A 22,420-nucleotide genomic window follows, 5' to 3' on the forward strand; every position below is an offset into this window, starting at 1 on the left:
TCGACCAGGCTGGGAGCGCGAGCCCGATCAGGTCGATTTCGTCTGTTGCGAAACGGCGACAGGTTCTTTCGAAACCGGCGGCTGTTAACTAAAAAACACCAGAAAAGCAGGGGTTAAAATTCCTAGTTAAGAGGAAAACGAATCGCTTTGCAGGCACTCTGAACGAGTGGATCCCGCAGACGCTGTCTGAAAGGCACAAAAATATTCCTTCCCTCATCCCTTAATCCACTTGGTATTTCTAACCGATCAAAATTGGGTGTATATTTTGGACTGGTCGAATAGACTTCCCAGGCTCCAGTGTGCCGGTATATAACGAGCCTCACCTAAGAATTGGGTAGGGGCACTAAATTGATTATCAAGAAGACATTGTTTGCAGCCTTGTATACCTCGGCCGCCATCGCAGTTACATCCTGGTCTCCAGCGAGCGCAATGTCGTTGCAGGAAGCCATTCAGAAGGCGATGACCACCAATCCGCAGATTTCGCAGGCAGTCGAAAACCGGGAAGCGGTGGAATTTGAACTCCGTCAGGCGCGCGGGCTTTATCTGCCGTCTGTCGATCTGGAGGCAAGCGTTGGCCGACGTCGCCTGTCGAATGACAGCACCGGCACTCTCACGCAGGATTATGAGAACTTCTCGAATGCCGAAGTCGGCCTGACTGTTACCCAACGTCTGCTGGATGGTGGCGGTCGTCGTGCACAGGTCGATCAGCAGGCCTCTCGCGTGGACAGCGCGTCGTTCCGCGTTCTGGATCGCTCGGAAACCGTCGCGCTTCAGGTCGTGCAGGACTATCTTGAATATATCCTGCAGGCCAAGATCGTCGGCATTGCCAAGCAGAATGTCGATTTCCACGGTGGCATTCTCGGCGACATCCGCCAGGGCATCTCCGGCGGCGCTCTGACCGATGTCGACGCCCTGCAGGGGCGTGAACGTCTGGATGCGGCGCGCGCCCGTCTGCGCGAAGCCCAGGAAGAGCTGGAGCTGACCAAGATCCGTTTCCTGAAAACGGTGGGCGAGCCGATCACCAATGCCAAGATGCCGCCGTCGATGGGCAAGTTCCTGCCGCGTTCTCTACAGGATGCCATTGCTGCTGCAAAAACCAGCAATCCGCGGATTTATGCGGCCCGCGCCGATATCGATGCCGCTGATGCGGCGGTGCGCAATTCGCGCTCCAACTATGCACCGACCGTCGACCTTGAAGGTCGGGCAAGCGTCGGCAACGATGTTGGCACGAGCCAGGGCAATACCAACGATGTGCAGGTTCGTCTTGTGGCGCGTTGGAACCTCTATCGTGGCGGTATCGATCAGGCTCGCGAGCAGGAGCAGATCCGCCGTGCGAGCGAACAGCGTTTCGCGTCTGACCAGGTTCACCGGGAGATCGAAGAGTCTGTCCGCTCGGCCTGGAACGAGCGCAGCAGCCGTGGCGAACTCTCGCAGATCCTCGGTTCGCAGTCGTCGCAGAATGCGAAGCTCGTCTCGTCTTACGGCGAGCAGTTCAAGATCGGCCAGCGTTCGCTGCTCGACGTGCTCGATGCGCAGAACACGCGCTTCAATACGAGCATTGTCGCCGAAACGGCACGTTTTGCCGCGCTGTTTGCCGAATACAAAATCCTGGCCGCTTCGGGTTCATTGTTGAAGTCGATGAGTGTCAAGCCCGTCGGCCAGTCAGAAGCTTACGCGCGCAACGAGTTTTCCGTGAAGGCAAACCAGACTGGGGGGTATGCCAAGCGGGATCCGCGGCAACAGGCGGGTGTTCCGATGGACCTCCTGGCGCCGCTTCAGTAACCGCCCATCCAATAGGATGAAATGTTGAATGTCATGGTAGAAGCGACGGGCACTCGTGCCCGCGCAAGTTTTCGTGCGTCCTTCAAAGCTGTGGCTGCCTACTATGGACGGCCCAGCTCAGATACTGTCTTGTTCTCCGGACTGCCGGACGAAATCGTCGAGTCGCTGGAACCTGATGATGTCGAACATATGGCTGAGCGCATTGGCCTGCAGGTCACGCGGGTTGGCCAGCGGGCACTGAAAACGGGGGACTTCGACTGTCCGGCAATCGTCGTTCTTGAGGATGGCGGCACGCTGCCCTTGCTCGATGTCAGCGAGGATGGCGTTTTCACCCTCGATCTGCGAGACGGCTCGGGTGCTGCCCGAATTGGGCGCGAGGAGCTTGCGGCCATGGGCCCGCAATTCGCCTTTGCCTTTACCCTGTTTTATCGCAATGATGCCGAAGAGGCAGTCCTTGGCGAGGCGGAGAAGATCGAATCTCGCCATTGGTTGGTGCGCGCACTGGCGCCCTATTGGCGCACCTATCTGCGTGTTGTGGTTGCGGCCTTGTTTATCAACCTGATTGCGCTGGCCTCGCCGCTTTTCACCATGAACGTCTATGACCGGGTTTTGCCAAACAAGGCGATCCCCACGCTCTGGGTGCTCGCGATCGGCATCATGGTCGCCTATCTCTTCGACTTTCTGCTGAAAACAGCGCGCGCGTCGCTGATCGACCACGCCGGGCGAAGCGCTGATTTACGGCTGTCCCAGATGATCTTCGACAAGGTCTTGAACACGACGCTTGCCTCGCGGCCGCTGTCCACGGGCGAGTATGCGAACCGCGTCATGCAATATGAGTTCGTGCGGGAATTCTTCACGTCGAACACGATCGGTCTGGTCATCGATACCGCTTTCGTCGTCGTGTTCCTGATCGTCATCTACCTGATTTCCGGATGGCTGGCCGTCATTCCGGCCGTCGCGCTCATCCTGTCCGTCGCGATCGGCTTTTACGCCCAGGCAAAGATCGGTCACCGGATGGCAGCCTCCGCGAACGAGGCCTCCAAGCGCCAGTCTCTGCTCGTTGAGACGATCTCGACGATCGAAACGCTGAAAAGTTTGCGCGCCGAAGCAACCATGTTGCGCCGCTGGCAGGAGCTGATGAAGCATTCGAGCCGGACCAGCGAAGAGATCAAGCATATCTCGACAAATGCCATCAATCTGACTGCCCTGATACAGCAGTTGGTTGGTGTGCTCATCGTCATCGCCGGTACCTATGAATTCAGCGAGGGGCGACTTGCCATGGGCGCGATCATCGCGACCGTGATGCTGGCCAGCCGGGCCGGCGCTCCATTGGGGCAGATTGCCATGACTCTGGCGCGGTTTCGCCAGGCATCGCTATCGCTACGCATTCTCGATCAGGTCATGGAGCAGCCGGAAGACCGGCCTGCCACCGTCGGCTTCGTCAATCGCGAAATCAGGCAAGGCGGCTTTGCGTTTCAGGATGTGTCCTTCCAGTATCCGGGATCGGACCAGCCTGTTATCAGCAAACTTTCGCTGACCGTCGCGCCCGGAGAGCGCATCGGCATTATCGGTCGCATCGGCTCGGGCAAGACCACGCTCGGTCGCCTGCTCGATGGTCTCTTCGTTCCGTCCGAAGGTCGGATACTGATCGATGGCGTGGATATTCGTCAGTATCACATGTCAGAGGTGCGTGCTTCCGTTGCGGTCGCGGGCCAGTCCTCCGATCTCTTTTCCGGAACGGTCAAGGAGAACCTGTTGATTGGTCGGGCCGATGCGACCGATGAAGAACTTCTCGAAGTGGCCCGGATGACTGGCGTCGAGGAGTTTGTCGCTCGTCACCCCCGTGGCTTCGACATGCCGGTTGGCGAGCGCGGCAACAATCTGTCCAATGGTCAGAAGCAGGCGATGACCATCGCCCGGCTTCTTTTGACCAAGCCCAAGATTGTCTTCCTGGATGAGCCGTCCGGCGCCATGGATCTTGCAAGCGAGCGGCATCTGCTCAACCGTCTGTCGACGGCCTTCGACCGGAATACGACGCTGCTGGTGGCAACGCACCGTTTTTCGATGCTCGATCTCGTTGATCGCCTCATCGTGCTCGACAAGGGCAAGATCGTGGCTGATGGGCCTAAGAAATCCGTCATTGAGGCGATGCAGGCGAGGGGGATGAAGCCATGAGTCGTGCCATCGTTGATGCTCCTCCTTTCATGGCGCGTATGATCGTTGGCCTGATCGGCGCCATGATCGTGATTTTCGTCGCTTGGGCGGCCATTGCCGAGATCGATGAGATCGCGCGTGGGGAAGGCAAGGTCATTCCACTCTCCAAGACGCAAATCATCCAGTCGTCCGAGGCGGGTATTGTTCAGACGATCGCCGTGCAGCTCGGCCAAGTGGTTCGCAAGGGCGAGTTGCTCGTGCAGATCAACAACACGACGACGGAATCCTCGCTCGGTGAGGCTGAGGCCAAGGCGCGCGCGCTCGGTGCCAAGGTTGCGCGGTTGGCGCTGGAAGAGGCCGGCGCCTATGACGAACAGTTCGTCTGCCCGCCAAGAGTACTCGAAGTTGCAAGCAGTGTCTGCGAAAACGAGGAGCGGCTGTTTGCGGCCAACAAGGCAGCCTATGAGAACAAGGCCGGAGTTTTGCGTGAGCGGGTCCGCCAGCGGGAAAACGAGCTGAGCGAAGCGCATGCCAATATCGCCCGCCTTGAGCAGAACATCACACAGGCAACGCGCCAGTACGATCTGATGAGTCCACTCGCCAAGAAGGGCCTGGTGGCGCAGACGGAGGTCATTTCGCTGGAGCGGGAACTGACCGATCAACGCGGCCAGATCACGGTGTACCAGGAGAGCCTCGAGCGCTTGCGGGGTGCCGTCGAAGAGGCCCGCCTTCAGGTCGATGAGTTGTCGTTGCAACTTCGGCAGCAGGCTCTGACCGAGAAGGCGCAGACGCTTTCAGAGCTATCGGTCATTGATGAAACGATCCGTGGTGCGTCTGATCGCGTCAGCCGCACCGACATCCGCTCGCCGGTGGACGGCATCGTCAACACACTCGAGGTCAATACGATCGGCGCCTATGTCGATCCTGGAACGGTGGTTGCGGGTATCGTGCCCACCGCAGACACGCTGCTGATCGAGGCGAAGATTTCGCCGCGCGATGTGGCCTTTATCCGCCGCGGTCAGAAGGCAATCGTCAAGGTCACGGCCTACGACTTCTCGATCTTTGGTGGGCTGGAAGGCGAAGTCACGAATGTCTCTGCTGACAGTATCGTCGACAAGGAAAAGGGCGAAACCTTCTATCTGGTTCAGGTGAAGACGCAGGAGTCGCAACTGGTGCGCAATGGCGTCAGCTATCCGATCATTCCAGGCATGGTGGCCTCGGCCGAGATCATGACCGGGCGCAAGACGATCCTGAGCTATCTGATGAAGCCGATCAACAAGGCCCAGTCCGTGGCCCTGACGGAGCGGTGAGGCCATGACCGTCGCTGATCCCCATTCATCTAAATCTGAAGCCAGTGATCTGGCGGCTCAGATCGTGCCGGAGCTTGAAGAAGGCGATGCGGAACCGAAATTCCGCGCGATCGCCTGCGCCGATGGCGTGCGGCGGGGGATCAGGCTGGAAACCATCTATTGGGATGGTCTGGCGTCTCTGGTCGCCGGCTCGCGCCACTCTTTGTCGGATATCGTGGAACGGGCATCGGTACAGGTTGGCGAGGGAAGCAATCTCGCGTCCATGTTGCGGGTGCTGGCATTTCGCTGGATGTGGCGCCGCTATTCCGATCTTCAGGCGGCATATTCGGCCGATACGCTGAACACGCTGGTGCATGCCTGCCCCAGCCCAGTCATCGTGCTGACCCGGGACAAGAAGATCCAGCTGTTCAATGAGGCGTTTGTGACACTGCTGAAACAACGGCTTGCTCTCGGCAATGTTCTTCAGCTATCGACGGGCTTCCGCTTCGTTTTGGAAACGCAGGTGGAAGAGGCCCTGGAGATTTTGGCGAGCAAGGGCAAGATGATCACCACAGGCTTTACCGCCAGCTGCGGCGGGCGCCAGCTCTCCGGCCAGATTAACCTCGCCATGGTCCCCACACATCGCAAGCCCATGGTCATCGGCTACATCGTTCGCCACTAGGGCTGCGGTTCTCCGCTAGTTAAGCCTGGTTCCATCCCGCTTCCGAGCGTGAGATCTGTGTACCAGAGGTCGACGACGGCAATGCTGTCAAAGCGCGCCGCCTTCTCCAGGAGCCACGTTGTCGAGGCTCGTCATGGCGAGTGCCTTGCCCTTGGTTTTGGTTCCATGCAGGAAGCCGCGACCGTTCGAGATCGAGAACAGTGGCTGGTAATTGGGAAGCTGGCTGTCGGCCAGTACCTGATTGCGCATGTTGTCCAGGATATAGTGGTTGCCGTTGACCTCTACCGACAGGACGGCATGGTAGAACTTGCGCTTTGTGTCGAAGAGGATGACGACGGTCATATCGTCAAGCGGAATGCCGCGGGCAGCAAGGACGGCCATCTTCAACAGGGCATAATCCTCACAGTCGCCTGTTCCGCGGGCGAGTGTCTGCGACGGGGAAGACCACTGATCCATGCGCCCATGGGTGTCGATGTCGCGACGATACTGGATGCGGTTGTTGATCTCGGCGTTGACGCTATCCAGTTTTGCCCGGATTGAGCCAGCTTCTGCCTTGATCAGCGATACCTTGGCAAACGCCCGACAGTGCGCAGCCTGGCATTCCAGTGCGCTTCCATTTTTGATTTCGCGGAATGTCTCAGCCGATTTCTTCAGTGCGCCCAGCTTTCTGAAGGGTATGGCAACCGAATTGAACACATCGCCGCCGGTTTGGCGGCGGGCCTGTGCGGATGCGGCTTTCTTGCCGGAGATGGCACCGGTCAGGATGTCGTCATTGGCAGGTGGAACCGGAGAGTGTGCCGCAATGCTAACCTCGGTACCCATGGACCTCAGCGCGCCGAGAGCAAATTTGCGACCCTCATCGACCCGTGCGGATGCCGCAGAAATCAGGCCCGTAAAACGAAGCGGTGTCACCCCGATTGCCAGGATCTGCGCAGCGGAAGAGTGCTGAAGCAAGACTGCGGTGGATGTCGCTTGGGCCGAAGGAGCGGATGCCAGAATACTGGCAAAGGCGAGAGCTGAGGCTGCGACGATATTGTTCTTTTTCTTGAGCATCGCGGTTTCTCCGATGTTGGTCGAAGAATGCACGATCCATATGAAATAACGGTTCGTATTTCTGGTGTATAGTATTGAAAATCAATGAGATATACTTTAGAAAAATGCTGCGTATTCCGTTTACCAAGCATTAGGCAAGGTCTCCCTGATGCAGTGCTGTTTTCCTTGGGTGGGGGAGCCGAGCTTTTCCGTCGCGATCGCATTGGATGAGCACGTTTACCCCGAAGATGGTGCATTGCTTCCCTTGCTTGGACGTTCTGCAGTGCTTACGGTCGAACCAAGGTGGAGCGGGTAGGGTGCTGCAGACAATGTATTCTTTTGGGAAATCAGGTGTGATTTGCAAGGCGTGGCACTTCCTCGCGATCACGGGGATGCTGCTGATCGCGGGGTGCCAGACGGATGATCTGAAGCCCACCGAGGGCGGGAAGAGTGAAGGTGCCGCAGCCGCAGCCAAGACACCCGGAAATGGCGGTTTTTACAACCAGACACTGGGGGCAGGGCGTGTCCGCGTCGGGTATCTTGGCGTCCGTCGAAGCGATCATGCGGCGCGGCAGGCTGACAGTGAAGCTCGGGATGGCGCTGCACTGGCTGTCAGCAGCCTCGGTTCTGACATCGTCAAATTGACCATGCTGGAGAGTGCGGAAAGTCTCCCGGCCATTGAAACTGCGGCACGATCACTGGCGTCCCAGGGTATCGGACTTCTGATGACGACGGCGCGCGGCGCAGAACTGAGCGCCGTGCAGGCCGCCATGGTCGGGCGCGATGTTCCCGTCATCAGTTTCGAAACCAATGATGTCTCCTTGCCGGAGAATGTCTACCCGTTCCGATCAAGCCCGACCGACAGCCTGCTGGAAGGATCGACCTTTGCGCTGGCGGAAGGCGCAACGCATGCCATGGTGATTGCAGGGTCGCAAACCGAGGTGCCCGCAGCCGAGCGGCTTGCGCAGCAGATCAAGGCGTTCGGAGCGAAGGTTGAACCTGTGGCGCTACTGTCTGGCGGCGATGTACCGGCACGCTCCCTTGCATCCTGGAATAAGGTGGATCTGCTGATTTTCATGTCGGGGGTGAAGTCGCCAGGCGTGGTCTTGAAGAAGGCCGACAGTGCAAAGCCGCCGCGCCCTGGCCGCCGTCAGGTTGCAAGCACAGCGCTTGCTGCGTCGGATCTTGTGGACCCCAAAATGACGGGCACGATAGTCTGCCGCTACGACCAGAACATAGAGGCGCGGCTTGGCCGGCGTTACATGGCAACGTATGGCCTGCCGGCGTCGACCTCGGCAGCTTACGGATTTGATGCCATGGCGATGGCCATTGGGCTCGTCAATGCCTTCGGAGACGGGGCATTTGCCGCGGAGCGCCTGCGTAGCCCCTCCGGTTTCTCGGGGTCTCTCGGGATTTTCCGCTTTGAGGAGAATGGAGATGTTCGGCGCAACTGCGACGTCTTTAAAGTTGCCAAAGGATCATACGTCTTCTTTCAGAAGGCGCCACCAACACTTTAACGTTTGTCAAGAAGGTGTGTGACGGGTCTCCATTGCCGAATTTTCTAATTGATCTACATTGCAAGCTGGAAATTCTGATGGGCCGGAGGACGTTGTTTTGGCAAGCGCTTTGTTATCGGAACTCCCGAAAGGCGTTGAACAACGCCACTCTCCTGCATTGCGCATAGCGCATTGGATTGTCGTTGCGCTCGTGTTTGTCACCTGGCCTTTGGGTCTGATGATTGGCTTCGTCAAAGATCAGGTGAAGCTTGATTTTTATGTGGTCCACGAGAGCATCGGCTTCCTGGTGTTGTGGTTCATGTTGCTGCGGTTGGGTATCCGCATGAGCGGCGGAGCGGTTCAGGTGGACGCGCCTCGCGGGGAAAAGCTTGCCGCCAGCACGGTTCATGGCCTCCTCTACGCCTTCCTGATCATCATGCCGGTTTCCGGGTTCCTGGCGACCAATGCCCACGGTTTCCCCTTGCAGTGGTTCTGGCTTGTCCCGATCTGGAGCCCCATTGGCAAAAGCCCTGAGATCGCTCCGATCCTGTCCGCGATCCATTTCTGGAGTGCATGGACCTTATTGGCTCTCGTCGCGTTGCACATTGCGGCCGCGCTCTTTCACCACATCATCCGGCGCGACGCCACGCTCTACCGAATTCTTTGAGGACGCCTGGAAAACCCATTATGCGCAAGATCGAAATGACCGAGCAGCTCTGGACCCGATTGCTGGCCATGCGTGGCAGCGGGAGTTCAGCGTCAGCTTACGATGACAGCGATGCCTGTCTGTCGCTTTACGGTCCAATCGCATCCGCGTCTCGTGGTTTTGTGCTGGCACAGGTTGGTCAGTCGTTGGATGGTCGCGTTGCAACGCCTGCCGGGGACGCGCGCGACATCTCCGGTCCAGAAGGAATTGGCCATCTGCATCGCTGCCGCGCTCTGGTGGAGGCCGTCATGGTGGGGGTTGGCACGGTTCAGTGCGACGACCCGCAGCTGTCGGTTCGTGCTGTCAAAGGGCCAAATCCGGTGCGGGTGATCGTGGACTGCCGGGCCGAATTGACGGGTGAAGAGCGGCTGTTTCACGACGGCGGAGCGCCCGTCATCGTGTTCCAGTCAGTCGATGCACCGCTTCGACAATACGATGCCGATATCATTCGCTTGCCAACCGGTGACAATGGTTTGGAGCCGCAGGCTATGCTCGACGCTTTGTCCGCGCGCGGCCTGTCCCGCATTCTGGTTGAGGGCGGTGCGAGAACCATTGCACGCTTCATCGAGGCGGACCTTGTTGATCGCCTGCATGTCTCCATTGCCCCGCTGATCATCGGCTCTGGCCCGATGGGCATTTCGCTTGCGCCCATCACGGCTCTCAACGAGGCACACAGGCCCGTGGCTGATGTCTTCAGCCTCGGTTCTGACGTGCTGTTTGATTGCCATTTGCGCGCCGGGTCAGCGCGCGTTGAGGCTCGGCATGGCGAGAAGGTCCGTATGGCCGATCCTGCATGAGCTGCCTTCCTGAGCGACTGCATCTCTTCGGAAAGCGAGCCAGACCGAAACAGCTTCGGGGGGCAGATTACCGACTTCCAGCACGGCATTCGCTATTCCGCGAAGCAGCTCAGCCTGGAGTTCGCCGGCGTCGCTCTCCAGAATCCAGGGGCTATCTGCCACCAGGACCGTATAGTCTTCCTTCGTCAACGCGTCCTTCAGATAGCTTGTGGCAGACGGGCCGAGGGCTGGACCCAGCCCCTTGTCGCCCTGCTGATGCGTGTTGAAGTCTCTGACGACTTCGGCGTCGAGGGCATGGGGGACGGTCCAGGTCATTACCCCGTCGTAATTCAGTGCCGCATAAAGCCCGACGTTTTCACCGGCAACTCGAGCGGTAAAGCGATCGCAGAATGCCGCAGAGCAAAGGTCGAACAAGGCGGAGGCGGTGATGCAATCGATGCCCTCAAGCGGCAAATCGTCAAGTTGGTTCAAGTCGAGCTGGCAAAAGGTGACGCCGTTTTCGCTGCCAATCCGCCTGCGGGCCTCCGCAATCAATGTCGGATCATAGTCGAGCAACGTCCAGCGCGTGGGCTCAGGCAGTTTGGGGCGGAGTGTCCGATAGGTCGAACCCGTCCCACAGCCGATGTCGAGCAGTTGAGGCGAGGATGTTGTGAGCGCCCGCGCCAGTTGCTCCACCAGCGCCGGATCACGCGCGGCCATATCTGCGGGCTCGCGAAGCGCAAGCCAGTCCTTGTCAAAGCCACTCATTTCAGGGTCTCCAGGAGCTTCGATACCGCTTGAGCTGTCTCTTCCCAGCCGGGCAATTTTTGTCCCGCGCGTGCAGACCCTTCAGCCTTGAGTGCACGCATCTTGGGATCCAGGATCAAGGTTTCGAGAGCCTGCGCGAATGCCGTGACATCGTCGACAGCAACCAGAAACCCTGCCTCTTCCGGAACCACTTCGGGAATGGCGCCGGCGCGGCAGGCAACGATGGGCAGACCTTGTGCAAGCGCCTCGGCAAACACCATGCCATAGCCTTCATAGCGGCTGGCCAGTGCAAAGATGTCGGCATCTGCCATCAGGCTCCTCGTGTCCTCGACTTCGCCACAGAGTGTGATGCGCGATTGCAGATCATGCTCGGCAATCCGCTTTTCCAGGGAAAGACTTGTGACAGGGTCGAGCGTGCGGCTGCCGACGATCGAGGTGCGCCATTCCAGGTGTTCGATTGATTTCAGGGCGTCGACCAGGATGTCGTGGCCCTTGCGCTCGATGAGTGTTCCGACGGCAAGTATATGCGGTACGATGCCATTCGACGTGGATGGTCGTCCGTTTTTGGTGCCCGGCAGGGCCGTCGTGATCCGCGTTGGGTCGACACCGAAGAGCGTTGCAACTTCGCGTGCCGTCGCGTTCGACGTGACGACAACGTGTCGGGCGACGGCCAATGCGTCTCGCTCGCTTGCCAAAAGAGCATCTCGGGCATCACCTGCAATGCCTGTTTCAAGGGCAAGTGGATGATGCACGAGGGCGATGATCCCGAGCCGGTCATGGTTGGCAACGGCCCAACCGTCGAGAACACCAAAGGCCAGCCCGTCAATGACGAGCAACTCTCCGTCGGATACCGAAGAGAGTTTTTCTTCTGCCAGGCGCAAGGTCTCCCCAGATGGCGAAGGAAAACCATCACCCAGCGCGAGGAGGTCGATCTCCCAGCCGAGAGCACGAAGGCCCGCGATGAGCTCGCGATCATAAGCGTATCCACCGGTTTTCAGGTTGAGATCGCCCGGATAGGCAAATGTCAGGCGGCGGTTCAAAGATCCGCCTCGTACCAGCCCCGGGCGGCGTGGGATTCATGCAGCAACACCCGCAGCCGGCAAATGCGGTGGCTGCCGGCACCCAGGCGCTTCTCACGCACCGCCGCCGCGAGCTCATCGAAGATGTGCTTGGCAATGACTTCAGTCGTGCTGATCTTGCCGGCAAAGGCTGCGTGTTCGTCCAGGTTCTGATAGTTCAGCGGCTTCAAGACTTCGGCCAGTACGGTGGTCGCTGCGCCAATATCGACGGCAAGGCCATCCTCATCGACATCCTTGGTGAAAAAGGCGGCGTCGACCACGAAGGTTGCGCCATGCATCCCCTGCGCAGGCCCAAAGACAGGGCGCTGCAGGCTGTGGGCGATCATGATGTGGTCTCTGACTTCTACTGCAAACATCGGTTCTCTCTCATCAATATCGAATACGGTGGCAAAGTGTGTCTGGTGCATTGACGATACGTGGATAGGCGGCTTCCAGATCTTCGAATGCGGTTTCTCCTGAGATCAGAATATCCAGGCGGGCATCGGACAGCAGTTCGAGTGCTTTCGTCATGCGGCGTTTGTAAGTCCAGCGGGCAGTCTTATGGGCGGGGATGGTGCCGACCTGAGAACTGACAAGCTGCAGGCGGTTCGCATGAAAAGCGCCGCCGAGTGTGATGGAGGCTCTGCGATCGCCATACCAGCTTGCCTCTACGATACGCGCTTCCTTTCCCGCATGGGCGATAGCGAGATTGAGCGCCTCATCGGATGCTGTGGCATTGATCAGCACGTCAAACGAGCCGGAAAGATGATGAGGCGAGCTAAAGGTCACGCCAAGGGCGTCCGCGATCGGCTGGCGCTGCCCATTTGTATCGATGAGGATCGTTTCTGTTCCCGCTATCCGTCCGGCAAGATAGGCCGTGAGGCAGCCGACGACACCGGCACCAAAAACTGCAACGCGATCGCCGGGTTGGATCTGTGCGTCCCAAACAATGTTCAATGCGGTTTCCATATTGGCTGCGAGTACCGCACGTGACGGTGGGACGCTTTCGGGAATAAGGTTGATGTCCTCCAACCTTGTCTTCACGATATCTTGATGTGGGTAGAGCACGAAGACATGACGCCCGACAAGCTCGCTCGGTCCCCATTCCACGCGCCCCACATTCGAATAGCCATACTTCACGGGGAAGGGGAATTGTCCCTCCATATTGGGTCCGCGCATCCGCTCGTATTCGCTCGGTGGCACTTTGCCCTGCAGAACCAAGCCCTCTGTTCCGCGGCTGATACCGCTGAACTTCGTGAGCAAAAGCACGGTGTCCTGGTCGAGGGATAGCGTTTCCTCGCGCAACGCAACAGCACCGGGTGCGACCTGCCAGAGGGCGCGCGCATTGCGGTCATTGAGGTGTTTCTCTTCGAATTCGGTCACCGCTTCCCCATATATCTTTTCGATGAAATTGCCTTTGATGGAACAGATGATCCACTGCGCCCTTTGTTCCCACACAAAACTTAGATTTTTATTCTGGCCCACTCCGTAATCCAGCCTGAATTTTCACGCGTAGTAGCAACTAGCATGACCCCAGGGAGCAACATTATGACAGAAACGAGCCAGTCAGTATTCGCAAAAGCCTCCTCTGCCATCGAGATCGAGCGTGCCGTGTCCGAGCTGCGCTATGGTCGCCCGGTCCTGATGTCGGACGGTGCACGGCGGCTTGCGGTTCTGGCTCTGGATTGCGTATCGCCATCCGTCTACGAGCAGTTTGCTCAGGCAACCTCTGACACGCATGCACTACTTTTGACGGCTCCGCGGGCTTCCCGTCTTGGTGTGCCGCATCACGGCGATGTGCTTGTCCCGCTCGCTGGCACGAGTTTTGAACAGGCGTCGCGCCTTTCCTATTCGCTGGGCGTTGAGGCGCCCAGGTCCTGGCAGCCCGCGGATCCGATGGCGGCGAACAGCCAGGAACTCGCGCGTCTCGCCTTGCTGCTACCTGCGATGGTCATCGCCGATGTCACTGATCGCGCAGAGCGGTTCTCGGCCTGTACGTGTATTGCGCATGCTGCACTGAAAGGTGCAGACGAAGCACGCCAGCGCTTCGAGCAGGTTGTCCGCACCCGCGTTCCACTGGAAGACATTTCTCGGGCCGAATTCGTCGTCTTCCGCGGTGGCTTGGCGCAGAAGGATCAGGTCGCGATTGTCGTCGGCTCGCCTGACGTTTCCGGTCCTGTCCCTGTTCGCATCCATTCGTCGTGCCTGACGGGCGATCTGTGCGGCTCGCTGAAATGCGACTGCGGCGACCAGCTTCGCAACGGCTTGAAGGCGCTGGATGCCGCAGGCGGTGGCGTTCTCCTTTATCTTGACCAGGAAGGACGCGGCACGGGTATCGGCGCTAAAATGAGAGCTTATGGCTATCAGCATCTCGGCCTGGATACGATTGATGCGGATGCGGAACTGGGCCTGAGCGAGGATCATCGACGCTACGAAGCTGCTGTCGCAATGCTGCGGGATCTCGGAATTGCTCGGGTGGAACTGCACACGAACAACCCGACAAAAATTGCAGGCTTGCGACTGGGTGGTATCGTGGTTGAAGGGCGCTCTCCTGTCACGGGACGTGTTACACCGGAAAATCAGAATTACCTTCGCACCAAGACCATCCGTGGTGGCCATATCATGGATCTGGACACGTTGGTGGCTGCGGAATAGTCCCTATGGAAAAGCCGATGGAAGTGCCGCGTTCGCCTGAACAGAGCCATGAGGGGATGATCGCACGCGCCTCCGTGGGCTACAGCGAGCTGGATACATTGCAGCTGGGCGCATTGACGACCATATCCGCCATCGCCGTGATGGTGCTGAGTCTGCTGATCGCGGGTGTCCTGTTCCTGCCGTTGGGTGCTCTCTTCGTCTGCGTGGCATTGGGTGTTTTTGCCGTCATCTTCACGCTTGTCTGGAGGACTTTGCGGCATCACGGCCATGCGCGTTTTGGCGGCGCAAATATCGTGACTTCGGCAAGGGCGGGCATGGTTAGCGTCATTGCCGGTGCGGTCGTGTCGACAGAGGCGATCGCATCCGATCCCGTAAGCGGGTGGGCTCTGTTCTGCCTTGTGGTCCTCGCCTTTGCGCTGGATGGTGTCGACGGTTACCTCGCAAGACGACAAGGTCTGCAGTCCGATTTCGGTGCGCGCTATGACATGGAAGTAGACGCGTTTCTCATTCTGGTCCTGTCGCTCGCGGCTGTTCTGATGGGCAAGCTGGGCTACTGGGTTCTTTTGATGGGGCTGATGCGTTATGTCTTCATCGCTGCAGCCGAAGTCCTGCCTGCCTTGAAAGGTGAACTGCCGCCATCGTTTCGCAGAAAGCTGGTCTGCGTTGTACAGATTGCCGTGCTTTGCGCGATCCTCCTTCCGATCGTATCGCCCGCGATCGCAGTCGTGATGGCAGTGCCAGCTCTTGCGGCGCTTATCTATTCCTTCGCCGTAGACAGTCTTTACCTCCAGTACCATGCGAAGCAGGTTGATGGATCTCGGTAAGCTGTCATCGCCATTGAATGGCAGCCGCTTTGCTGCCGATGGCGGCGTCTGATGACAATGCTCCGCTTGGATACACTCCCGATGTCGCGCGGCACGCCAAGTCTTCGGTGGGTTCGCGCGATCTCAGGCGGCAGATCTATGGCGCGAGCGGCTCAAGACCAGAAGAACAAGGCCGGGCAAGGCGCCAGCCAGGGACAGTCCGCCGTAAAGCAGGCTTGCCGCCAACCCGTGCGCTGCCATGCCCCCGAGCAGGGGGAAGAGCGCCATTGCAGCGGCCTCTCTCGTGCCCCATCCGCCAAAACCTGTTGGGATCAACATTGCGAGCAAGCAAAGCGGGATGATGGTCAATCCGGCAAACCATGGGAGATCCGCGCCAACGGCATCCGCGGCCACCATGAAGGTCACGATGTAGGAGAGCACCACCGTAAGGCTGAGACCCAGTTGAACGATCCAGGCCCTGTCCCTGATGAAAACGGCGTAAAGGTCACCCGTGGGCAGGCTGCCCGCGAGAATTCGGTTTCGCTTCGCCAATTGGAAACCGACGAATATGACAGCAAGGACCGCGACTGCTGTCATGGTCAGTGCCACCATATCATAAGTGGGGCGTTGAGAGGCCGCTATCCCTTGCCAGGCTGGCAGGCCGAGGGCCGCAAACAGGAAGAAGCCAATCTGGCCGGAGATACGTTCGAACAGAACCGCCTTCGCGGGTATCTTCCATCCACCCGGTCCCTCATCGCGCATGCGGTAGGCACGCGCGGCGTCGCCGGCCATTCCTCCGGGCAGCGTTTGATTGAGAAAACTGGCGACATAATATTCGCGGATTGCTTTGCCGTAACCGATCTCCTGGCCAAGACGGCCAGCTGTGAACTGCCACCGCACGGCAGACAGCACGATTTGCGTTTGAACGAGTATCAAGCCTATTGCGAGATGCGCGAGGCTGACATTGTTCAGCGTTTGCACCAAATCCCTCCAGTCCAGCTGGAAAGCAAGGATACCGGCGAGAATCACTACAAAGGCGGCAATCAGGGGTCTGTTTGTGCGCAACAGGCGGGACTTTCGGAGTTGGAGATTCGCGACGGCTTTCCAGGCGGATATACGGCGAGAAAAGGACGACCTGCCAATGACATCGTTTAAAGGCGGCAGCCCGCGTCCGGCACGCGTCCTCTTCGGAACCTTGATCGTTTCCATAATCTTATTCGCAGCCACGCGTCTCCCGGATCACCCGGATGGCTTCGCATGGCCTGCATTCTTGCGGATACCGGTCGAATGGCCGCTCATCTGCCTGCTCGGTCTACTCTTGCCCTTTCTGCTGGCGCGTCTGCTGGGCTATCTGCTTGCGCTCTTTGTCGTGCTCATCCTGATGCTTAAGCTTGCCGATACAGGAGCGCAGATCGCACTCGAGCGCTCGTTCAACCCCTATCTCGATATCAAGATGGTGATGGATGGCTGGAACATCGTCTCCGGTTCAGTCGGGCAGGGTGTCGCCTTGATTGCGGTCGTTGTGGTGCTGCTGCTGCTCGCAGTGCTTGTCGTGCTTCTGGCCCGGTCCTGGCGCCTGATGGTCAGCGCCAGCGGGATGCTGCGCACCGGTCTCTTGGTCGGTTTCGGTCTGCTCGCAGCGTTTGGTGCCGGTCTGCTCCAGATGGGAAGTTCCTATGCTGATCTGCGGGTCGCTGCAGATCTGACCAATCGGATACATCACGTGGCCCGGTCGGTCGAGGACATGCGGGCTTTTGAAGCCGTGGTCGCGCGGGGCGAAGGCCCGAGGCAGGGAGCTGGACTCTTCGGCCGTCTGCAAGGCCGCGATGTGATCGTCATCTTCATCGAGTCCTATGGTCGAAGCGCGATTGAGGATCCGCAATATGCTAACGTGACTGGTCCGCGATTGGCTGCAATGGAACAAGAGATTGCCACAGCGGGTCTGCAGTCATCCAGCACATGGGTTACATCGCCAACAGTGGGCGGCTTGAGCTGGCTGGCGCATGGCACTCTGATGTCGGGCCTTTGGGTGGATAACCAGGCACGTTATGATCGTTTGATGATCAGTGCCCAGCCGAGCCTGAACAGGCTGTTTTCGGAGGCAGGGTGGCAGACGGTTGCCGTCATGCCGGCGATCACGATGGATTGGCCAGAAGCCGGCTACTACGGCTATCGCCAGATCCTCGCCGCCAAGGACCTAGGATATAAAGGAAAACCCTTCAACTGGGTGACTATGCCGGACCAATACACGCTTTCCGCCTTCGAGCGACTGGCGCGGGTGCCTGCGCGCGCCAAAGGGGAAAAGGTGATGGCGGAAATTGCCCTCATTTCGAGCCACGCCCCCTGGACGCCCGTGGCTACGATGCTTGACTGGAGCGCGGTTGGCGATGGCTCCATCTTCGACGAACAGGCGACAAGCGGCGATCCGCCATCCGTGGTCTGGGCTGATCCGGAGAGGGTGCGGCGACAGTATATCGGAACGATTGACTACGCACTGCAGGCTGTCTCCAGCTACATCGCAAACTATGGATCGGATGCGGTCTTCGTGATCCTGGGCGACCATCAGCCGGCGCGCATCATTACCGGTCCCAATGCCTCGCGCGCTGTCCCGGTTCATATCGTCAGTGCGGATGCAGACCTTATCGGCTCCTTTAAAGAAAAGGGCTTATCCCCCGGCATGAAGCCATCCCTCGATGCGGTCGAAATGCCGATGAACACTGTCCGTCAGATCCTGATCGATACATTTTCCGGTCGCTAGGGATCACTTTCGTCACGTGTGCCGAGCCGCTGCTGGTGCTGCGCTTTCCAGTGTCGCGGGGTCATGCCGACCTGCTTCAGGAAGAAGCGCGAAAAATAGGCCGGGTCGCCAAAACCGAGTCTAAAGGCAATTTCCTGCACGGTTCCGGCGGTAAACAACAGTTCTCGCTGTGCCTCGTCCAGCAAGCGGGCGGAAATCAGAGACTGGGTGCTCAACCCCGTCTTGGCTTTCACGATCCTGTTGAGATGCGTCGGCGAAATGCCAACGGCCTCGGCAAAAAAGGTGACCGGTCGATGCTCACGAACATGTCGATGGACGAGTGACAGCAAGAGTTCGAGCCTGATGTCGTCCGTATCGACAGCCAAATGCCGGCGGCGTTCCATGTTTGCTGCGCGCGCCAACATAACCAGAACCTGGGAAATCGCGCTCTCGACGAATACAGGCCAACCCGCCTGCCTCTTCTGGCATTCATCCGCGATCTGGCTGATTGCGATCGGCAGGCAGGACCTATGGTCTGCCTCGGAAATCCGCGTCACTCGCGGTTCAGAGAGGAACTCACGCATCCAGCCTTGTTCTCCTACCCGTGCCTGCACCCTGTCATGTGAAACGGTGATGACATGGCCGTCGACATCAGGAGAAAATCGGAACCCGTGGATGAGACCCGGCGGGATGGTGATCAATGAGACTGGTTCGAATCGCACAATCTCGTCGCTGAAGACGGCATCGCCAGATCCCTCGGTGACGGACAGGATCTGGAAGAAATGCGAATGCCGATGCATCCCGATTTCCCAGTGATGCAGACTGCTTCTCGCGGGAATCGTCTCGCAATGCACCCAGAATGGACCAGCATGGCCCTCGTCCTCTCCGTAGAGCTCATAAGTTGGTACGGGTTGAGTTGCTGCCATGAATACCACGACGATGTTCGATTTGTGCAAGACTGTGTCTCATGCGTCCATTGTATGGAAGCCCCTTTCAGCCGACAAATTGTGAAAAGCCAGTTTTGCAGAACGCACTGATCCGCGGGAGAACGCATGCGCACGCAAGTTGTTATCATCGGCTCTGGACCATCAGGCCTCTTGCTAGGCCAGTTGCTCGGCAAGGCGGGAATTGACACTGTGATCCTCGACCGGGTGAGCAACGCGCATATTCTGTCGCGCGTCCGGGCAGGTGTCCTGGAGGAGGGCACCGTAGGCCTTTTGGATAAGGCCGGCGTGGGTGCTCGCATGCACCGAGAGGGGCTGCTGCACGAAGGTTTTTCGCTGGCCTTTGACGGACGGGACCACCGCATCGACTTGTTCGATTTGACCGGGGGCAAGCGGGTCATGGTCTACGGGCAGACGGAATTGACCCTCGACCTGATCGAGCAGCGCGAGCGCGACGGCAGAGTGACAATATATGACGCCGGAAACGTTGCGCTCGCCGGTTTCGATGGCCCCAATCCCTATGTTACCTACGAGAAGGACGGGGTGACGTATCGTATCGATTGCGATTTCATCGCGGGCTGCGATGGCTTTCACGGAGCCAGTCGCAAAGCGGTGCCTGAGGGTGCCATCAAGACTTTTGAACGCGTCTATCCCTTCGGCTGGCTTGGCATTCTGGCCGAGGTGCCCCCGGTCAATCACGAGCTGATCTATGCCAACCATCCCCGCGGCTTCGCTCTCTGCTCCATGCGATCGCCGACCCGCAGCCGCTATTATGTACAGTGCTCGCTCGATGACACCGTCGATATGTGGTCTGACGATCGCTTCTGGGACGAGTTGCGCCGAAGACTTCCCGCGCATCATGCCGAGGCGCTGACGACAGGGCCAAGCTTTGAAAAATCGATTGCGCCGCTCCGTTCCTTTGTCGCTGAACCCATGCGTTTTGGTCGGCTTTTCCTCGTAGGGGATGCGGCTCATATCGTACCGCCGACAGGCGCCAAAGGGCTGAACCTTGCCGCTTCCGATGTGCACTACCTGTTCGAGGGTCTGCTGCAGCACTATCAGGAGCGCTCGAATGCCGGCATCGATCACTATTCGGATACGGCACTGCGGCGCGTTTGGAAGGCCGTTCGCTTCTCCTGGTCCATGACGACGCTGCTGCATCGATTTCCAGACACGGGAGATTTCGGCCAAAAAATTCAGGAGGCGGAGCTGGATTACCTGACACAGTCGCGGTCCGCCTCGACGGCAATGGCCGAGAACTATATCGGCCTGCCCTACTAAATCGCGTAGCCTTTCAGCCGGTCAGTCGATATCGTCGTCGCCAGGGATGATGTCTTCGTAGATCCGCTTGAGGGCGCCGATGAAGACTTGTAGCTCTTGCGGTGTGAAGCGGCTGGTAAAGCGTTCTTCGTGTTCTCGCTGCAGGCGGCGTGCATGGGTAAGCAGGCTTGCACCGTCTCCCGTCATGCGCAACTCCTGACGGCGACGATCGATTGACGAGGGCTGCCGCACGATCAGGTTCCGGGCTTCGAGGCGGTTGACCAGGGCCATCATCGTCGCGCGATCCATGCTGAGCTGATGGGCAATGTCGATTTGCCCGACGCCGGGATTTGCGGCGATCAGTTCGAGCACCGCAAACTGCTTCTGCGTCAACCCGAGCTCTCCCATCGTCGCAGAGTAGTCCTGGTAGATGGCGACATTGGCCATTCGCATGTGAAACCCGAGAATATCGTCGAGACGGCCCGTCCGAAGGCGACCGCCAAGCTCGAAGGTTTCGTCATCATTCGCCGGTTTCAGGTCTACAGGTTGGGCCATCGCGCGCCTTTTCTGGTCAAAAAAAGATCAAAAGTCTTGTATCGGCATATTCTGTTCTATCAAAGAAATAAGCGCTTGTCTGCGGTAGACAATAGTATAGTTTGTGTAGCATACTAAATTCCATGGGTGGGTTGCAGACGCGAGGAGGAGCGCTATGCAGAAACGGGCGACGACGTCGGAGGGCGTCGGGCTTGAGACGGACGATCCCTTGGCCTATCAGGCAAGAACCGGACCTGGTCGCAGTGCGGTGGTGGAAATCGCCACCGGCCTGGCATTGAGCTATCGCGAGTTGAACGAACTCACAGGCAGGATCGGTGGTTGGTTGCAAGCCTTCGGGTCTGCGCAGAAGCCGTCGCGGATCGCCTATCTCGGGCGCAATTCCATTGCCCAGATTGCGACATGCCTCGCCTGCCAGCGGATTGGCTTTGTATTCGTCCCACTGAATTGGCGGTTGGGCGCGCGCGAGCTTGCGGCAATCATCGAGGATTGCGCACCGGATCTTATCCTGTCTGACGCGGAATTTTTGCCTGTTTTGTCAGGTGTCGATGCCCGCGAAATCGTCGCAATCGAGGGCGAACAAGGACTGCTTGCACAAGCTGCGCAGTGCAGTGATCCCGCCGAAGTGCGCTTTCCCTGCGATCATCCCTGCATAATGCTTTACACGTCCGGCACGACAGGCAAGCCGAAGGGCGTGGTGATCACGCGTGGAAACGCCTATGCCTCAGCCCTCAATTTCGCGATGGTCGGCAATTTGACCGCGCAGTCTGTCACCCTGTGCGACCTGCCATTTTTTCACACAATCGGCCTGGTGGCGATTGGCAGAACAACGCTGACAATGGGTGGGCGTCTGGTGATCTCGGACAGGTTCCTGCCCGAGAGAAGCCTCGCAACGCTGGGCGATCCGAAGCTTGGCGTCACCCATTACTTTGCTGTCCCACAGATGGCCGCGGCGCTGAAGTCCTCAGCTCATTGGAACCCAAAGGCTTTGACCGCGCTCCAGGCAATTTTCATCGGCGGCGCGCCGCTCTCGCCCAGCCTGATTGAGTCATTCCTTGCCGACGGCATCCCGCTGGTCAACGGCTACGGCATGAGCGAAGCCGGAACCGCCCTGCACATGCCGCTTGATCGGGACGCTGTCCGCGCTCATCCGGGCAGCGTAGGCTATCCGGCTCCCTTGCTCGACATGCGTCTGGTCGATGACAATGGTGAGGATGTTGACGACGGTGCGGTGGGCGAGATCTGGCTGCGGGGGCCGTCCGTAACGCCGGGCTATTGGAACAAGCCGGAAGAGACAACCCGCGCATTTGTCGACGGCTGGTACCGCACCGGCGATCTGGGTCGCAAGGATGCGTCTGGAGTCTATTTCGTGCCGGATCGTCTCAAAGACATGTACATCACGGGCGGCGAGAATGTGTTTCCAGCGGAAGTCGAAGCGGTGATCGGCGCCCATCCGCGTGTGGTGGATGTTGCCGTGATTGGCGTGCCAGATCCGAAATGGGGCGAAACGGGGCTTGCCTTCATTGTCGCGGGCAAAGAGCCGCCGAACTTGGACGAAATTGTCATGCTGTGCGGCGAACGGCTCGCGCACTACAAGCGCCCCAGTCAGTTTCTTTTTGTCGAATCCATCCCGCGTACCGCATCCGGAAAGGCGCAGAAACATGTTCTGCGCGCCAACCATGCGGTGCGTTGAAAGCACTTCGTCCCGGTTGAGGGCAAACAGACT

20 protein-coding genes are annotated in these 22,420 nt (G+C 58.7%); 12 read left to right on the plus strand and 8 right to left on the minus strand.

The features are described from left to right. Nucleotides 1-429: 429 nt before the first annotated feature. The 4 genes from FAA97_RS17740 to FAA97_RS17755 are packed head-to-tail and all read left to right on the plus strand — an operon-like array spanning nucleotide 430 to nucleotide 5,907. Nucleotides 430-1,782, plus strand: coding sequence for a TolC family outer membrane protein (locus FAA97_RS17740; RefSeq protein ID WP_136599951.1), 1,353 nt, complete (start codon nucleotides 430-432; stop codon nucleotides 1,780-1,782). Nucleotides 1,783-1,803: 21 nt separating this feature from the next. Continuing rightward, entirely contained in the window at nucleotides 1,804-3,957 is a 2,154-nt protein-coding gene (locus tag FAA97_RS17745) for a type I secretion system permease/ATPase (RefSeq protein ID WP_136599893.1), read from the plus strand. Continuing rightward, nucleotides 3,954-5,246: an HlyD family type I secretion periplasmic adaptor subunit gene (locus tag FAA97_RS17750; RefSeq protein WP_136599894.1), complete on the plus strand. Its 1,293-nt coding sequence runs from the start codon at nucleotides 3,954-3,956 to the stop codon at nucleotides 5,244-5,246. Before FAA97_RS17745 ends, FAA97_RS17750 begins: the two co-directional genes overlap by 4 nt. A gap of 4 nt (nucleotides 5,247-5,250) precedes the next feature. Continuing rightward, nucleotides 5,251-5,907, plus strand: coding sequence for a ribbon-helix-helix domain-containing protein (locus tag FAA97_RS17755; protein ID WP_246041544.1), 657 nt, complete (start codon nucleotides 5,251-5,253; stop codon nucleotides 5,905-5,907). A gap of 87 nt (nucleotides 5,908-5,994) precedes the next feature. On the opposite strand, the gene FAA97_RS17760 is transcribed toward FAA97_RS17755, so the two are convergent. After that, entirely contained in the window at nucleotides 5,995-6,960 is a 966-nt protein-coding gene (locus FAA97_RS17760) for a transglutaminase-like cysteine peptidase (protein ID WP_136599895.1), read from the minus strand. A gap of 332 nt (nucleotides 6,961-7,292) precedes the next feature. Between FAA97_RS17760 and FAA97_RS17765 the strand changes: the two genes are divergently transcribed. From FAA97_RS17765 to FAA97_RS17775, 3 genes are all read left to right on the plus strand, one after another. Beyond that, on the plus strand, nucleotides 7,293-8,456 hold the full coding sequence (locus tag FAA97_RS17765; protein ID WP_246041546.1) for a type 1 periplasmic-binding domain-containing protein: 1,164 nt from the start codon (nucleotides 7,293-7,295) through the stop codon (nucleotides 8,454-8,456). A gap of 97 nt (nucleotides 8,457-8,553) precedes the next feature. Then, nucleotides 8,554-9,102 carry a cytochrome b gene (locus tag FAA97_RS17770; protein ID WP_246041547.1) on the plus strand — a complete coding sequence of 183 codons (549 nt, stop codon included), beginning with the start codon at nucleotides 8,554-8,556 and terminating at the stop codon, nucleotides 9,100-9,102. Between the two features lie 20 nt (nucleotides 9,103-9,122). Further along, entirely contained in the window at nucleotides 9,123-9,938 is an 816-nt protein-coding gene (locus FAA97_RS17775) for a RibD family protein (RefSeq protein WP_136599896.1), read from the plus strand. Here FAA97_RS17775 and FAA97_RS17780 read toward each other — a convergent pair. Genes FAA97_RS17780 through FAA97_RS17795 form a run of 4 tightly spaced genes read right to left on the minus strand, consistent with a single transcriptional unit; the run spans nucleotide 9,882 to nucleotide 13,228 of the window. Further along, the gene (locus tag FAA97_RS17780) at nucleotides 9,882-10,685 is read right to left on the minus strand and encodes a class I SAM-dependent methyltransferase (RefSeq protein WP_136599897.1); all 804 of its coding nucleotides are present in this window, start codon (nucleotides 10,683-10,685) and stop codon (nucleotides 9,882-9,884) included. The two genes, FAA97_RS17775 and FAA97_RS17780, sit on opposite strands and share 57 nt — an antisense overlap. After that, entirely contained in the window at nucleotides 10,682-11,725 is a 1,044-nt protein-coding gene (locus FAA97_RS17785) for a glycosyltransferase family 4 protein (RefSeq protein WP_136599898.1), read from the minus strand. Before FAA97_RS17785 ends, FAA97_RS17780 begins: the two co-directional genes overlap by 4 nt. After that, on the minus strand, nucleotides 11,722-12,120 hold the full coding sequence (locus FAA97_RS17790; RefSeq protein WP_136599899.1) for a 6-pyruvoyl trahydropterin synthase family protein: 399 nt from the start codon (nucleotides 12,118-12,120) through the stop codon (nucleotides 11,722-11,724). Before FAA97_RS17790 ends, FAA97_RS17785 begins: the two co-directional genes overlap by 4 nt. Before the next feature lie 13 nt (nucleotides 12,121-12,133). Further along, nucleotides 12,134-13,228 carry a zinc-dependent alcohol dehydrogenase gene (locus FAA97_RS17795; RefSeq protein WP_246041550.1) on the minus strand — a complete coding sequence of 365 codons (1,095 nt, stop codon included), beginning with the start codon at nucleotides 13,226-13,228 and terminating at the stop codon, nucleotides 12,134-12,136. A 63-nt stretch (nucleotides 13,229-13,291) separates the two neighbouring features. On the opposite strand from FAA97_RS17795, the gene ribA reads away from it, so the two are divergent. Both ribA and FAA97_RS17805 read left to right on the plus strand, forming a co-directional pair. Further along, entirely contained in the window at nucleotides 13,292-14,398 is a 1,107-nt protein-coding gene (gene ribA / locus FAA97_RS17800) for a GTP cyclohydrolase II RibA (protein WP_136599900.1), read from the plus strand. 5 nt (nucleotides 14,399-14,403) lie between these two features. Then, nucleotides 14,404-15,222 carry a CDP-alcohol phosphatidyltransferase family protein gene (locus tag FAA97_RS17805; protein ID WP_246041551.1) on the plus strand — a complete coding sequence of 273 codons (819 nt, stop codon included), beginning with the start codon at nucleotides 14,404-14,406 and terminating at the stop codon, nucleotides 15,220-15,222. A 123-nt stretch (nucleotides 15,223-15,345) separates the two neighbouring features. Here FAA97_RS17805 and FAA97_RS17810 read toward each other — a convergent pair whose 3' ends face one another. Next, on the minus strand, nucleotides 15,346-16,230 hold the full coding sequence (locus tag FAA97_RS17810) for a lysylphosphatidylglycerol synthase transmembrane domain-containing protein (RefSeq protein ID WP_281281355.1): 885 nt from the start codon (nucleotides 16,228-16,230) through the stop codon (nucleotides 15,346-15,348). A 112-nt stretch (nucleotides 16,231-16,342) separates the two neighbouring features. Here FAA97_RS17810 and FAA97_RS17815 point away from each other — a divergent pair, with 112 nt between their 5' ends. Continuing rightward, nucleotides 16,343-17,959, plus strand: a complete 1,617-nt coding sequence (locus FAA97_RS17815; RefSeq protein WP_136599902.1) for a sulfatase-like hydrolase/transferase — start codon at nucleotides 16,343-16,345, stop codon at nucleotides 17,957-17,959. Here the strand turns inward: FAA97_RS17815 and FAA97_RS17820 are convergent. Next, the gene (locus FAA97_RS17820; protein ID WP_136599957.1) at nucleotides 17,956-18,864 is read right to left on the minus strand and encodes a helix-turn-helix domain-containing protein; all 909 of its coding nucleotides are present in this window, start codon (nucleotides 18,862-18,864) and stop codon (nucleotides 17,956-17,958) included. The genes FAA97_RS17815 and FAA97_RS17820 overlap by 4 nt on opposite strands. A gap of 126 nt (nucleotides 18,865-18,990) precedes the next feature. On the opposite strand from FAA97_RS17820, the gene pobA reads away from it, so the two are divergent. Continuing rightward, a complete protein-coding gene (gene pobA, locus FAA97_RS17825; RefSeq protein WP_136599903.1) occupies nucleotides 18,991-20,163 on the plus strand; it encodes a 4-hydroxybenzoate 3-monooxygenase in 1,173 nt (390 codons plus the stop codon). Between the two features lie 21 nt (nucleotides 20,164-20,184). Here the strand turns inward: pobA and FAA97_RS17830 are convergent, their stop codons facing one another. Beyond that, the gene (locus FAA97_RS17830; RefSeq protein ID WP_136599904.1) at nucleotides 20,185-20,697 is read right to left on the minus strand and encodes a MarR family winged helix-turn-helix transcriptional regulator; all 513 of its coding nucleotides are present in this window, start codon (nucleotides 20,695-20,697) and stop codon (nucleotides 20,185-20,187) included. A gap of 154 nt (nucleotides 20,698-20,851) precedes the next feature. On the opposite strand from FAA97_RS17830, the gene FAA97_RS17835 reads away from it, so the two are divergent. After that, nucleotides 20,852-22,387, plus strand: coding sequence for an AMP-binding protein (locus tag FAA97_RS17835; protein WP_136599905.1), 1,536 nt, complete (start codon nucleotides 20,852-20,854; stop codon nucleotides 22,385-22,387). Nucleotides 22,388-22,420: the final 33 nt, after the last annotated feature.

This window comes from Peteryoungia ipomoeae, from assembly GCF_004912165.1.
In the GTDB taxonomy this organism is placed as follows: Bacteria; Pseudomonadota; Alphaproteobacteria; order Rhizobiales; family Rhizobiaceae; genus Allorhizobium; species Allorhizobium ipomoeae.

Bases quoted from the DNA above. Each gene is read 5' to 3' on its own strand.
- FAA97_RS17740 (WP_136599951.1), top strand. From the start codon at position 430: ATGTCGTTGCAGGAAGCCATTCAGAAGGCGATGACCACCAATCCGCAG.
- FAA97_RS17745 (WP_136599893.1), top strand. From the start codon at position 1,804: ATGTTGAATGTCATGGTAGAAGCGACGGGCACTCGTGCCCGCGCAAGT.
- FAA97_RS17750 (WP_136599894.1), top strand. From the start codon at position 3,954: ATGAGTCGTGCCATCGTTGATGCTCCTCCTTTCATGGCGCGTATGATC.
- FAA97_RS17755 (WP_246041544.1), top strand. From the start codon at position 5,251: ATGACCGTCGCTGATCCCCATTCATCTAAATCTGAAGCCAGTGATCTG.
- FAA97_RS17760 (WP_136599895.1), bottom strand. From the start codon at position 6,960: ATGCTCAAGAAAAAGAACAATATCGTCGCAGCCTCAGCTCTCGCCTTT.
- FAA97_RS17775 (WP_136599896.1), top strand. From the start codon at position 9,123: ATGCGCAAGATCGAAATGACCGAGCAGCTCTGGACCCGATTGCTGGCC.
- FAA97_RS17780 (WP_136599897.1), bottom strand. From the start codon at position 10,685: ATGAGTGGCTTTGACAAGGACTGGCTTGCGCTTCGCGAGCCCGCAGAT.
- FAA97_RS17790 (WP_136599899.1), bottom strand. From the start codon at position 12,120: ATGTTTGCAGTAGAAGTCAGAGACCACATCATGATCGCCCACAGCCTG.
- ribA (WP_136599900.1), top strand. From the start codon at position 13,292: ATGACAGAAACGAGCCAGTCAGTATTCGCAAAAGCCTCCTCTGCCATC.
- FAA97_RS17805 (WP_246041551.1), top strand. From the start codon at position 14,404: ATGGAAAAGCCGATGGAAGTGCCGCGTTCGCCTGAACAGAGCCATGAG.
- FAA97_RS17815 (WP_136599902.1), top strand. From the start codon at position 16,343: ATGACATCGTTTAAAGGCGGCAGCCCGCGTCCGGCACGCGTCCTCTTC.
- FAA97_RS17820 (WP_136599957.1), bottom strand. From the start codon at position 18,864: ATGGCAGCAACTCAACCCGTACCAACTTATGAGCTCTACGGAGAGGAC.
- pobA (WP_136599903.1), top strand. From the start codon at position 18,991: ATGCGCACGCAAGTTGTTATCATCGGCTCTGGACCATCAGGCCTCTTG.
- FAA97_RS17830 (WP_136599904.1), bottom strand. From the start codon at position 20,697: ATGGCCCAACCTGTAGACCTGAAACCGGCGAATGATGACGAAACCTTC.
- FAA97_RS17835 (WP_136599905.1), top strand. From the start codon at position 20,852: ATGCAGAAACGGGCGACGACGTCGGAGGGCGTCGGGCTTGAGACGGAC.